Here is a 13,440-nt window from a genome sequence, read left to right on the forward strand (position 1 = left end):
AGATTTGGGATGAAGATAGGAATTATATCGGTCAACAATGCGCATAATTTCGGTACGACAATGCAAGCGTATGCGCTTAAGCAGTATTTAGATGATCAGGGGCATGAGGCTCAAATTATTAACTATAGGTTGCCGTCTATTGAGAAGTCTTACTGGATCTTACGGCGGAATAAGCCGAAAAAGCAGATAAGACCGATGGCGGGCTATGCGGCTAAATATCTGTGGATGATCGTAAAACGTCCGTTTGCTTTGGCAAGACGGCGCAGATATGAAAATTTTTTTGCGGAATACTTTAATTTGACAGAGCCGTTTAAAAGTGTCAAAGAACTTCGCAATGCGAAATTGGACTTTGATTTGATTATTGCTGGAAGCGACCAGATTTGGAATGATGCGATCATCGGCAACTTAGATCCTGCGTTTTTCTGTGATTTTGGCGGACCGGAAACCATTCGCGCTTCCTATGCCGCAAGCCTTGGGAATGATACTGTTCCGGAGGACCAGCATCTAGCGTTTCAAAGGTTCCTAAACGGGCTGGATTTTATTTCAGTAAGGGAGAGCGGGGCGCAAAAAAGTCTGCAGGCTTTGACAGATAAGCCTGTCGATTTGGTCCTGGACCCGACCCTTCTGGTAGAACGGGACGTATTTGATAGGATTTGTGAGCCGTCACCGTATCAAAAAGACTATATTTATGTGCATGTACATCATCATACTGCTAAGGGGCCAGAATTAGTAGAGGCGGCGCGCAAGCTGTCCCAACAAACAGGCCTGCCGGTGGTGCACAATATTATTGGAGCAGAATTTGAAAACACTTTAGGACATGCCTGCGGCGCCGGGCCAAAAGAAACACTGGCGCTTTTGGCCGGGGCGAAATACGTCATTACACAGTCGTTCCATGCAACAGTATTTTCTATTATCTATGGGAAGAATTTCCTGACTTTAGAACGTGAAAAATATTCAGAACGCCTGCGTAATCTTCTTGAAATCTTGGGACTGCAGGAGCATTTTGTCCGTCTGGGCGAGGAACTGCCGGATATTAGCTCGTTATCGGTCGATCATGAAGATGTACAAAAACGTCTGAAGGAATACCGAAAGCAATCGGTCGCGTTTATGGACAAGGTTCTGCATGGGGAAAAGGCGCCTAGGATCCCAAATTGGTTTCAAAGTCATGATGCCTTTACCTGCTATGGATGTAGTGCATGTAAGGATATTTGCCCGGTTGGCGCGATCACCATGGAGGAGGATCAGGAAGGTTTTGTTCAGCCGCGGATTGATGACGCGATCTGTATCCATTGTAAAAAATGTGAAACAAATTGTATTTATCAGAAAAAACGGCTTGAAACTGGCTTTGACTCAAAGGCATATATCGCATTTAACCTGGAAGAGGAGAACCGTGTTAATTCTTCTTCTGGAGGGATGTTCTTTGCGCTATGTCAGCCGATCCTTCAGAAAAACGGCTTTGTGGTGGGTGTAAAATATGATGAGAATTTTACAGTTACCTACGATATTGCCGATAGCGTAGAAGGATGCCGGGCATTTTGCTATTCCAAATATGTAGAGCCTCAGCATAACGATATTTACCGTAAAACAAAGAAAGCGCTTGAAACTGGGCGTCCAGTCCTGTTTACAGGTGCACCGTGCAAGATCGCAGGCTTGAAAAATTATTTGGGACGGGATTATCCAAACCTCTATTTGGTAGATATTATTTGCGAGTGCAGCAGTTCGCCAATGGCATTCCGGGCTTATTTAGACAGCAAGGAAAAGCAGTACGGCGGAAAGATCGCTGAAATCCGTTTCAGAGATAAACGTGAGGGTTGGCGCAACCGTGCTACCTCTATCCAAATGGATAATGGGAAATCCGAGATCACCAAACAACGCTGGAATATTTACTACCATTGCTTTGTCAGTGGATATATGGCAAAACGTTCTTGTTACCAATGTGAATTTTGCGGGGATAATGGCGTTGCGGACCTTACTATTGGGGATTTTTGGGGTCTTAAAAATTTCCGAAAAGATATGAAGGATGATGAAAAAGGAGTTTCTGCAGTCAAAGTTGGAACGCAGAAAGGGCTTCATTTGCTTGATTCGATCCGCGATAATTTGTTTTTGGAAGAGGTTCGGGTCTGTGACATTTATGATAATAACCATTCATGGCCAACAGCAATCAATAAAGTACGGGGAAAGATTCTGAAAGAAATTCGGGAAGATCCTGAACACGTACAGAAAATCATGAAGCAGTATAACCCAAGATATAATAAACCAAAAAATAAATAGCAAAACAAAAGAGGCATCCCCTGTAGGGGATGCCTCTTTTGTTTTGTATTCGCAGTGAATATTGGCTTGGCCGATTAATACATGCCGCCCATACCACCCATGCCGCCGGCTGGCATTGCAGGCGCTTCTTTTTCAGGAAGATCTGCAACCAAGCTTTCGGTAGTCAATACGGTGGAAGCAACAGAAGCCGCATTTTGCAATGCACTTCTGGTTACTTTGGTCGGGTCTACGATCCCGGCAGAGATCATATCCACATAAACTTCTTTGTATGCGTCAAAGCCGTAGCCGACTTTTTCGGAAGCAAGGATCTTGTCAATGATAACAGAGCCTTCTAAGCCAGCGTTTTTCGCAATTTGTTTGAGCGGTTCACTCAACGCTTTCAGCACGATGGTCATACCGGTCTTTTCATCGCCGTCAGATTCTGCGATCAGTTTTTCAACAGCAGGCATTGCGTTGATCAAAGCAGTACCGCCGCCTGCGACGATCCCTTCTTCAACCGCTGCTTTTGTTGCGGAAAGAGCATCTTCGATTCTCATTTTCTGCTCTTTCATTTCGATTTCACTTGCCGCGCCGACTTTGATCACTGCAACACCGCCGGCCAGTTTCGCCAAGCGTTCCTGCAATTTTTCACGGTCAAAGTCAGAAGTAGAAGTTTCGATCTGTGCACGGATCTGGCCAACTCTTGCCTTGATCGCTTCGGAATCACCAGAGCCGTTGACGATAATGGTGTTTTCTTTGCTGACCTTTACCTGTCCTGCACGGCCAAGTTGGTCGATGGTAGCGTCTTTCAGCTCCAAACCGATATCTTCTGTGATTACAGTACCGCCGGTCAGGATCGCGATATCTTGCAGCATTTCTTTTCTTCTGTCGCCAAAGCCGGGCGCTTTTACGGCAACAACAGTGAAGGTCCCTCTTAAACGGTTGAGCAGGATTGTGGAGAGCGCTTCGCCTTCCAGATCTTCTGCAACGATCACCAGTTTTTTGCCAGCCTGCAGGATTTGTTCCAGCAGCGGCAGGATTTCCTGAATGGAGGAGATCTTTTTATCAGTGATCAGAATGTAAGCGTCGTCAATGATAGCTTCCATTTTGTCGGTGTCAGTTACCATGTACGGGGAGATGTATCCGCGGTCGAACTGCATCCCTTCTACCACTTCGCTGTAGGTTTCAGCAGTCTGGGATTCTTCGATAGTGATGACGCCGTCAGCACTTACCTTTTCCATTGCTTCAGCGATCAGTTCCCCAACGGTATCGTCGCCCGCAGAAACGCTTGCAACTCTCGCGATGTCCTTGCTGCCGTTTACTTTCTGGGAATTTTCAATGATCGCTGCAACTGCTGCGTCAACAGCTTTTTTCACGCCTTTTCTTAAAACCATTGGGTTTGCGCCGGCAGCTACGTTTTTCATCCCTTCACGAACCAAAGCCTGCGCCAAAAGGGTCGCTGTAGTAGTACCGTCACCGGCTGCATCATTTGTTTTGGTAGCAACTTCTTTCACAAGCTGTGCGCCCATGTTTTCAAATGCGTTTTCCAACTCGATTTCTTTCGCGATGGTCACGCCGTCATTGGTGATCAGCGGGGCGCCGAATTTCTTGTCTAGGACAACGTTTCTGCCCTTTGGCCCCAGAGTGATTTTTACAGTGTCAGCCAGTTTATCAATACCGGCTTGTAAGGATTTTCTGGCTTCTTCGCCATAGATAATATCTTTTGCCATGATGTGTTCCTCCCAATTTTTTAATTATTCAACGATTGCAAGAATGTCGGACTGGCGGACAATAATTAACTCTTCTCCGTCGATCTTTACTTCCGTACCGGCATATTTGCTGATCAATACTTTGTCATTGACCTTGACCTGCATCTGAACTTCCTTGCCCTCTACCAGGCCGCCCGGGCCGACTGCAAGAACCTGCGCCACCTGTGGTTTTTCCTTTGCAGAGCCTGCCAGGATGATCCCGCTTTTGGTAGTTTCTTCTGCTTCTACCATTTTGATTACGACTCTATCTCCGAGAGGTTTGATTGTCATTGTTTATTCCTCCTTAAAAAATACAGTTTGTTTTAGCACTCAAAACATCAGAGTGCTAAGTTCATCTTTTATTTTAACCGTTTTTTCCCAAATGTCAAGGGATATTTATGAACAAATTTAAAAATTTTTATAGGGCAAATGGAAACGGTGTTTTTTCTAGGCAACACTGTTACGACCCAAAAAGTTTTTTGTCTGATTTTGTCATAAATCATAATTCTTCCTTTTTATGATTGATTAACTTTGTGAAATCAGATATAATAAGAACAGATAAATTCTAAGAGAGGAATTAGGTTTATGAAAGATACATTTCAATTGATCACAGATATGAACAGCGATCTTCCGCTGAATTTTGCGAAAGAGCATAACATTGAAATTATGCTGATGGGGTATAATGTAGACGGGACAGAGTATCTTACCAGCGAACACCCGGAAAACTTGGACCCAAAAGAGTTTTACGACCGGATGCGCAAGGGGGCTGTCACCAAGACGGTGGCCTTAGAAACCGAGCTTTGCAGAGATACTTTGAAAAAATTTTTGGATCAGGACAAAGACGTGCTTTATATTGCATTTTCTTCCGGGCTCAGCAGCACCTGCCAAAACTCTATGCGCGTGGCGGAGGAACTGCAGCAGGAATACCCGCACCGTAAGGTCCGGGTGGTGGATTCGCTCAGCGCTTCCTTGGGACAGGGTTTGCTGGTGCACTATGCCGCAGGACTGCGCGATGAAGGAAAAGGCGTTGATGAAGTGGCAAAAGCAGTAGAAGGAAACCGCCTGAAATTCTGCCATTACTTTACGGTGGATGACCTGCACTTCCTGCACCGCGGCGGCCGGGTATCCAAAACAACGGCTGTTGTGGGCTCTATGCTGGGGATCAAACCGGTACTGCATGTGGATGACGAAGGTCACCTGATCGCCGTCGGCAAGGTAAGGGGCAGAAAGCAGGCGCTGACTGCTCTGGTGGACCATATGGAGAAAAAGGTCGGCCGTGAGGAAAACAAGATCGTGTTCATTTCACACGGAGATTGCGAGGAAGAGGCAAAGTTTGTGGCGGACTTGGTGCGTAAACGCTTTGGGATCAAATCATTTTTGATCAATTATATTGGGCCGTCTATCGGTTCCCATTCCGGTCCGGGAACGGTCGCGCTGTTCTTTGTAGGAGAAAACCGGATCGAAAAGTAAGGGGGTCAGGATGTTAAAATTACTTTTCATCGGCGACGTGGTAGGACAGCCGGGCTGCGAATATCTTCGGCGGCAGCTTCCAGCGCTAAAACGTTCGCTGGGGGTGGAAGTCACCATAGTCAATGGGGAAAATTCCGCGGTTGGGAATGGCATCTTGCCAAGTTCCGCCAACTTTTTGCTGGACAGCGGCGCAGATGTGATCACCACTGGAAATCACGTTTTTAAGCGGCGTGAGATCTACGATTATCTGGAGGAGACCCCGCAGGTGATCCGGCCTGCTAATTTTCCGGCTCGCAGCCCAGGTCAGGGATACTATGTTTACGATGGCGGCAGCTTCACCCTTTGCGTCGTCAATATGATGGGGGTCACCTATATGGAGCCGTTGTCAAACCCGTTTTATGAAATCGATCGGATTTTGGACGAGGTGAAGGCGGATTATTATTTTGTGGACTTCCATGCAGAGGCGACCGGCGAGAAAAAAGCATTTGGCTGTTACTTGGATGGGCGGGTGTCCGGTGTGATTGGCACACACACCCATGTACAGACGGCTGATGAACAGATCCTGCCCGGCGGGACTGGATTTCTCAGCGATGCGGGAATGACCGGCCCGGCCTATTCTGCATTGGGAGTAAACCCTAAAAATGTGATCGACCGGTATTTAACGGCAATGCCGACCCGGTTTGAGGTAGAGGATATTGCCTGCCAAATGAATGGCGTATATCTGGAAATAGAGAAAAATACCGGCAAATGTACTAAAATTTCACGCATAAATATCAAATAATCTACAATTTTGTAGAAAAATGATTGAAAAACCCATCCTATTCCGTTATAATATAGTTAAATTTAGTTGAGTAACGAGACAAAATTCAGCAACGGTTTTGGAGGTGCTTCAATGATGGATATTTTGAAGGTCTCGGCAAGTTCTAAGCCAACATCGGTGGCAGGCGCAATCGCCGGTGTCATTCGGGAAAAAGGAAATGTAGAGATTCAGGCGGTTGGTGCCGGTGCGGCCAATCAGGCGATTAAATCGATCGCTGTGGCACGGGGATATATGGCGCCCTCAGGAGTAGAGCTGATCTGCATCCCTGCGTTTGCCAACATTGAGATCGACGGGGTGGAACGGACTGCGATCCGTTTGATCGTTGAACCCAGATAATAGGTAAGAAAGATTAAAAAGGGGACAGTTTTAAAAAACTGTCCCCCTTTTTGGCTGTAAAATTAGAATTACGGACAGAAATAGAAAGAAATACTTTTATTCTGCTCCCATTTAGTGTATAATAACGTTATAACGAAAATGGGAAAGGTGTGGATTCATTCATGATCGGTTATGAAAATCATTTAGGCACCATAGATATTTCGCACGATTATTTCGTTAACCTGGTAGGCGGAACCGCAACCAGCTGCTTTGGAGTAGCGGCCATGGCCGACACGGCTTCTCAAAAGGGAGTGCTTGGCTTATTCCGCCGCGGGAAAAATGTTCCTGACCGCGGTGTGCGTGTGCGCGTAAGGGATGGCGCATTGGTGATCGATCTGCATATCATCGTTTTGTATGGTACCAACATTTCTGCGATCACGCAAAGTATTGTGAATAAAGTCAGCTATCAGGTTGAAGACATCACCGGTTTTCCGGTATCCCGTGTGAACGTATTTGTAGACGGCATGAACGGGGAATAAGTTTGAATGAAGGAGTGTTACATGTGATAAGTGGAAAACTGCTGTCACAGGCGATTATTTCTGGCGCAAACAATATCTGCAATCAGAAAAACGCTGTGGACGAACTCAACGTGTTCCCAGTGCCGGACGGCGATACGGGGACAAATATGTCCATGACGATCAGCGCCGGGAAACGCGCGCTGGAACAACTGGAAGAAGACGATGCGGGGAAAGTGGCGCAGGCCTGCGCCTCTGCTTTGCTGCGCGGCGCGCGGGGGAATTCGGGCGTCATCCTGTCGCTTTTGTTCCGCGGCTTTGCCAAGGGCTTAAAAGGAAAGGAAGAGGTTTCCGCGCAGGATTTGGCGGAAGCGCTTTCGATCGGGGTGGAAAATGCATATAAAGCGGTAATGAACCCGACCGAGGGTACGATCCTTACGGTCGCCAGAGTGGCGGCGGAACACGCCATGCAGGAAGCACAGCAGGTCAATGATCCTGTTGTTGTGTTTGAAGCCATTACCCACTGGGCGGAAGAGGCCTTGAACCAGACCCCGGAAATGCTGCCGGTCTTAAAAAAGGCAGGCGTTGTAGACGCGGGCGGAAAAGGGCTTTTGGTGATTTTCGAGGGGATGCTGTCCGTTTTGAAGGACGGTAAGATGGTTGACGCCAAATCCCCGGAAAAGGCAAGGGTAAATGTTGCCGCAAACCCAGTAGCCGAATACGAGGGCGAGATCACCTTTACTTATTGCACAGAGTTCATCGTGGATAAGAAAAAGGACGCAAAGGATGCGCTGAAGCTGCGCGCGTACCTGGAAACCATCGGTGACTGTGTGGTTGTGGTGGACGATGATTCTATCATCAAAGTCCATGTTCATACAGACCATCCGGGCAAGGCACTGGAAGAGGGGCTGACCTTTGGCGCGCTGATCAACATGAAGATCGAAAATATGCGCGAACAGCATGCCGCGAAGCAAAAGGAAGTGGAACAGACCCGCCAGAACCATGAATATGTTAAGGTCGATCCCGAGATGGAATATGGCTTTGTCGCGGTGGCGGCAGGGGAAGGACTTCATGCGCTGTTTACCGATTTGGGCGTGAACTGCGTGGTCAGCGGTGGCCAGACCATGAATCCAAGCACCGATGATATTTTAAGTGCGATCCATTCTGTACCGGCCAAAACAGTTTTTGTACTGCCGAATAATAAAAATATCATTATGGCGGCGGAACAGGCGGTAAGCTTGGCGGACCGGAGAGTCTGCGTATTGCAGACCCGCACCATTCCGCAGGGGCTTTCTGCGATGCTGGCCTTTGATCCGGACGGGGCGTTTGAGGAAAACCGCGTCAACATGACCAAAGCTCTGGACAGCGTGCAGACGGGTAATATCACCTTTGCGGCGCGCGATTCTGATTTTGACGGCCACAACATCAAAAAGGGCGAGATCCTTGCCATGGACAACGGCAAACTGGCCTATGTGGAAAAGGATATTGACAAGGCGCTTTACAAGCTGGTGAAAAGTCTGACCAAAAAATCGGACGGCTCTTTTGTTACGGTGATCTACGGGATCGACGTGACCGACGAACAGGCGGAGCAGGCACGCAAAATGCTGGAAAACAAATTCTCCGGATATGAGATCAATCTCATCAGCGGCGGCCAGCCGGTCTATTACTATATCGTATCAGTGGAATAAACAGGAGTACCGCTATGCCTCAGCTCAACGATTCGATCCGTTATCTAAAAGGAGTAGGGGAACAGCGCGCAAAATGTTATGAAAAACTGGGAGTGGACACGATCTGCTCCCTTTTGCGTTTTTTCCCCAGAGCATATACGGATTTTTCTGAAATAACGCCGGTTATGGAATGTGTGCCCGGCTCGGTCTGCTGCGTCCGCGGAAAGGTCTTCAAAAAACAGGGGGAACAACGCATCCGAAAGGGGCTTTCCTTGTTCAAGGTCTATGTAACGGATGGGGAAGGCGACCTTACGATCACCATTTTCAATAACCGATTTGCGTTTGACGCATTGCAGATGGGCCGCGAATACTGCTTCCGGGGCAGGATACAGGGGGATTTTTTGCGCAAAGAGATGAATTCTCCGGAATTTATCGACCCGGAGAGGATAAGCCCCATCCGCGCTGTATACCATTTGACCGAAGGGTTAAGCAATAACCTGATCAGCGGCCATGTGAAAAAGGCGCTGGAATTGTGGGGGGATTGTCTGGAAGACGCCCTGCCGGATACGGTAAGGCAGAAAGAAGGATTATGCCACCAAAGGTTTGCTGTGGAAAATATCCATTTTCCGCAGACGAAAAACGCTCTGGAAGTGGCAAAATACCGGCTGGTATTTGAAGAACTTCTCACCTTGCAACTGGGGCTTGGACTGCTTAAGGAGCAGCACCGGGAAGAAACCGGGGTACTGATCCAAAACCCGGACGTTTCAGAATTTGAACAAGCGCTTCCGTTTTCCCTGACAGATGGGCAGAAACAGGCGATCGCAGACGGGCTGAAAGATTTTACAAGCGGCGTGCCCATGAACCGTTTGGTGCAGGGGGATGTCGGCTCCGGAAAAACGATGGTGGCCTGCGGGCTGGCGTTTTGTATGGCGAAAAACGGATTCCAGACAGCGGTGATGGCTCCAACCGAGATCCTAGCCTTGCAGCATTACAGAACCTTTTCCGGGATATTAGGACCTATGGGGATCTCATGCACCCTGCTGACAGGGAGCATGACGGTGAAGCAGAAACGGGAATGCAAGGAGCAGATTGCGGACGGTCAGGCTTCGGTCGTGATTGGGACGCACGCTTTGATCCAGGATACCGTATCGTTTGCAGGATTGGGGCTGGTTGTGACAGACGAACAGCACCGTTTTGGGGTAAACCAGCGCAAAAAGCTGGCGGAAAAGGGGGAACGGCCGCACAGGCTTGTCATGTCCGCCACGCCGATTCCCCGTACCCTTGCGCTGATGATCTACGGGGATCTGGACCTATCCGTTATCAAGGAAGCGCCGAAAGGCAGGCAGCCCATCGACACCTTTTTGATCGACGGAAAGAAGCGGCAACGGGCTTACGGCTTTATCCGGGACCATATTGTGCGGGGATTGCAGGCGTACATTGTCTGCCCGCTGATCGACGAAGGGGAAAGCGAGGCCTTTTCTGTGACGGAATATGCGGAAAAATTAAAGGGCTCCGTCCTGTCGGGGGTACGGACTGGTGTGCTTCACGGGAAGATGAAGCCGGTGCAGAAAGAGAAAGTGATGTCGCAGTTCCAGCGGGGCGAACTGGATCTTTTGGTATCCACTACCGTGGTGGAGGTAGGGGTGGACGTGCCCAATGCCGTGATCATGATGATCGAAAACGCGGAGCTGTTTGGGCTTTCCCAGCTTCATCAGCTGCGGGGGCGCGTAGGACGAGGTACCGAGAAAAGCTACTGTATCTTAGTCAGCGACTATGGAAACGAGCAGACTAGGGAACGGCTGAAGATCATGACAAAATCTTCGGATGGGTTTTATATTTCGGAACAAGATTTAAAGCAGAGGGGGCCGGGCGACTTTTTTGGAGCCCGCCAGCACGGCCTGCCCCAGCTAAAGATCGCGAATATGGTGGAGGATATGGATACCCTGCGCAAAACCCAGCGCTGGGCAAAAAGGATTTTAATGCAAGACCCGGCGCTGGAATTCCCGGAACATGCAGGGCTTCGCCGGGAAGTAGAGGATTTGTTTGAACACGGAACTCAGGAAAACGGATAAAGGGAGGATGAGCAATGATTTGGATTTTTAACCGAAAAGAAGCGGCGGTGACTAATTCTATGGAACAGCAGGCGCGCTGGCGGGCGGTGTTTTCTAAGGCCGGGGTAGAATACGATGTGAAAGTGACGGACAGGACAAGCCCCTCGGTAATCAGCGATACCCGCGCCCGCACCGGCAGCTTTGGGCAACCTGCTGGTTTTGCCAAAGAATACCGTTTTTTTGTAAGAAAACAGGATCTTGAAACAGCGAAACAAATTATTTCTCGAAACCATTGAGCTTTTTGGGCTTGACATTCCGGAAAACTGGTGTTACTATAGCGTTAAGGAAATCAATGACGAGGACATGATAAGGGTCGAAAAGTTTGGGTCAGAGAGAAACACGGTTTGCTGAGAGTGTTTTCCCGGACAGGCGCTTGTTACCACCTTGGAGAGCGTGTGAAAAGCACGACGGGCAAGCCGCCGTTATCCGGCTTTAGAGTGATCTGCCTTATGAAAGCCGGGCAGATAAACCGGGTGGAACCATGGAGTCAAAGCGCTTCATCCCAGTGTGGGATGAAGCGCTTTTTGTTTTGATTTTCCAAAACTGAACAAGGAAGAAAGGAAGCGTTTGCAGATGTTGAACATTACATTAAAAGGCGGCGCAGTGAAGCAGTACGAGGCTGGGATCACAGCGGCGGAGATTGCGAAGGATTTAGGGGCAGGGCTATACAAGGCGGCCTGCGCTTGCAAGGTGAATGGTGAGGTGTGCGATCTGCGCACCCCGCTGACAGAGGATTGCGAGCTGGGGATTTTGACCTTTGAAGACCCGGAAGGGAAAAAGGCGTTTTGGCACACGGCTTCCCATATTTTGGCGCAGGCTGTACAGCATTTATATCCGGACGCGAAATTTGCGATCGGACCGGCGGTAGATAATGGGTTCTACTATGATATCGACGTGCCGAAAGCATTTACCCCGGAGGAACTGGAAAAAATTGAAGCCGAGATGAAAAAAATCGTGAAATCCGGAATGGCTATTGAACGGTTTGAACTTCCTCCCGAAGAAGCACGTAAGCTGATGGAAGACTGCAGGCAGACCTATAAATTGGAATTGATCGACGAACACGCTGGCAACGGTGAGCATATCAGCTTTTACAAACAGGGCGATTTTACCGACCTGTGCGCTGGCCCGCACCTGATGAGCGTGGCCCCGGTAAAGGCGATCAAATTGACACAGTGCACCGGTGCTTATTGGCGCGGGGACGCCAACAACCAGCAGCTTTGCCGGGTATACGGCACTGCTTTTCCAAAGGCTTCCCAGTTAGAGGAGTATTTGGCGCAGGTGGAAGAGGCGAAAAAACGCGATCACAACAAATTGGGGCGGGAACTGGGCTTCTTTACCACTTCTGATGTGATTGGGCAGGGGCTGCCGATCTTGCTGCCGAAGGGCGCGCGGGTGATCCAACTGCTGCAGCGTTTTGTGGAAGACGAGGAGCAGCGCCGCGGCTGGCTTTTGACCAAAACGCCATATATGGCAAAGAGCGACCTGTATAAACTTTCCGGACACTGGGACCACTATAAAGACGGAATGTTCGTGCTGGGCGATGAGGAAAAGGACGATGAAGTGTTCGCCCTGCGCCCGATGACCTGCCCGTTCCAGTATCAGGCGTATCTGAGTAAAAAACGTTCCTATCGGGAACTGCCGCTGCGGTATAATGAGACCTCTACCCTGTTCCGCAACGAAGCGAGCGGGGAAATGCACGGCTTGATCCGCGTCCGCCAGTTTACCATTTCGGAGGGGCATTTGATGTGCACCCCGGCCCAACTGGAAGACGAATTCCGCGGCTGCTTAGAACTGGCTATCTATATGCTGAAAACTTTGGGCTTGTATGAGGATATCTCTTACCGGTTCTCCAAATGGGATCCGGATGACAGGGAAAAATATATCGGTACGGAAGAACAGTGGGAAGAAGCCCAGAGTGCCATGAAACGGATCCTGGACGACTTAGAGATCCCATATGTGGACGGTGTTGGAGAAGCTGCGTTCTACGGACCGAAGCTGGATATCCAGATCAAAAACGTCCACGGTAAGGAAGATACGCTGATTACCTTACAGATTGACCAGATGCTGGCAGAAAAATTTGGCATGGAATATGTTGACGCAGACGGCCAAATGAAGAATCCGTATATTATTCACCGTACCTCTATCGGCTGTTATGAGCGTACCCTTGCACTGCTGATCGAAAAGTATGCTGGCGCGTTCCCGCTGTGGCTCGCCCCAACGCAGGTAAAACTCCTCCCGATCGCAGACAGGCATCTGGATTACCTGTATGATTTGCAGAAAAAATTGCAGGCGGCAGGAATCCAGCGCGTAGAGATCGACGACCGCAGTGAAAAGATCGGCTATAAGATCCGGGAAGCGCAGCTGGAAAAAGTGCCTTATATGGTCGTTGTTGGGGATAAGGACATTGAAAACCAGGTCGTTTCTATCCGTTCCCGCAAGGACGGCGATATTGGCCAAATGACGGCGGAAGAACTGATCGCGAAACTGACCGATGAAATCGACAGGAAAGTGATCCAGTAATACCGCTTCAAATAAGAAAGGAAA

11 protein-coding genes are annotated in these 13,440 nt (G+C 49.0%); 9 read left to right on the forward strand and 2 right to left on the reverse strand.

Annotation, left to right across the window (positions count from 1 at the left end; genetic code table 11):
• Positions 1–9: 9 nt before the first annotated feature.
• Complete coding sequence (locus tag CIB36_RS10055; protein ID WP_093989422.1) at positions 10–2,271, forward strand: polysaccharide pyruvyl transferase family protein; 2,262 nt, start codon at positions 10–12, stop codon at positions 2,269–2,271.
• Positions 2,272–2,345: 74 nt separating this feature from the next.
• On the opposite strand, the gene groL is transcribed toward CIB36_RS10055, so the two are convergent.
• Both groL and CIB36_RS10065 read right to left on the reverse strand, forming a co-directional pair.
• Positions 2,346–3,980, reverse strand: a complete 1,635-nt coding sequence (gene groL, locus CIB36_RS10060) for a chaperonin GroEL (RefSeq protein WP_093989423.1) — start codon at positions 3,978–3,980, stop codon at positions 2,346–2,348.
• Positions 3,981–4,004: 24 nt separating this feature from the next.
• Positions 4,005–4,289, reverse strand: a complete 285-nt coding sequence (locus CIB36_RS10065; RefSeq protein WP_093989424.1) for a co-chaperone GroES — start codon at positions 4,287–4,289, stop codon at positions 4,005–4,007.
• 294 nt (positions 4,290–4,583) lie between these two features.
• Between CIB36_RS10065 and CIB36_RS10070 the strand changes: the two genes are divergently transcribed.
• The 8 genes from CIB36_RS10070 (at position 4,584) to thrS (ending at position 13,416) form a co-directional block, all read left to right on the forward strand.
• Positions 4,584–5,468: a DegV family protein gene (locus CIB36_RS10070; RefSeq protein WP_093989425.1), complete on the forward strand. Its 885-nt coding sequence runs from the start codon at positions 4,584–4,586 to the stop codon at positions 5,466–5,468.
• 10 nt (positions 5,469–5,478) lie between these two features.
• Positions 5,479–6,249, forward strand: coding sequence for a TIGR00282 family metallophosphoesterase (locus tag CIB36_RS10075; RefSeq protein WP_093989426.1), 771 nt, complete (start codon positions 5,479–5,481; stop codon positions 6,247–6,249).
• Between the two features lie 114 nt (positions 6,250–6,363).
• Positions 6,364–6,624 (forward strand): stage V sporulation protein S, encoded by a 261-nt coding sequence (locus CIB36_RS10080; RefSeq protein WP_077533417.1) that lies wholly within the window; start codon positions 6,364–6,366, stop codon positions 6,622–6,624.
• Between the two features lie 161 nt (positions 6,625–6,785).
• A complete protein-coding gene (locus tag CIB36_RS10085) occupies positions 6,786–7,142 on the forward strand; it encodes an Asp23/Gls24 family envelope stress response protein (RefSeq protein ID WP_093989427.1) in 357 nt (118 codons plus the stop codon).
• Between the two features lie 23 nt (positions 7,143–7,165).
• Positions 7,166–8,806 carry a DAK2 domain-containing protein gene (locus CIB36_RS10090; RefSeq protein WP_093990003.1) on the forward strand — a complete coding sequence of 547 codons (1,641 nt, stop codon included), beginning with the start codon at positions 7,166–7,168 and terminating at the stop codon, positions 8,804–8,806.
• Positions 8,807–8,820: 14 nt separating this feature from the next.
• On the forward strand, positions 8,821–10,857 hold the full coding sequence (recG, locus tag CIB36_RS10095; RefSeq protein ID WP_093989428.1) for an ATP-dependent DNA helicase RecG: 2,037 nt from the start codon (positions 8,821–8,823) through the stop codon (positions 10,855–10,857).
• A 14-nt stretch (positions 10,858–10,871) separates the two neighbouring features.
• Positions 10,872–11,132 (forward strand): hypothetical protein, encoded by a 261-nt coding sequence (locus CIB36_RS10100; RefSeq protein ID WP_093989429.1) that lies wholly within the window; start codon positions 10,872–10,874, stop codon positions 11,130–11,132.
• Between the two features lie 337 nt (positions 11,133–11,469).
• The gene (thrS, locus tag CIB36_RS10105; protein ID WP_093989430.1) at positions 11,470–13,416 is read left to right on the forward strand and encodes a threonine--tRNA ligase; all 1,947 of its coding nucleotides are present in this window, start codon (positions 11,470–11,472) and stop codon (positions 13,414–13,416) included.
• The last annotated feature ends 24 nt before the right edge of the window (positions 13,417–13,440 follow it).

This window comes from Massiliimalia timonensis, from assembly GCF_900186585.1.
GTDB lineage: Bacteria > Bacillota > Clostridia > Oscillospirales > Ruminococcaceae > Massiliimalia > Massiliimalia timonensis.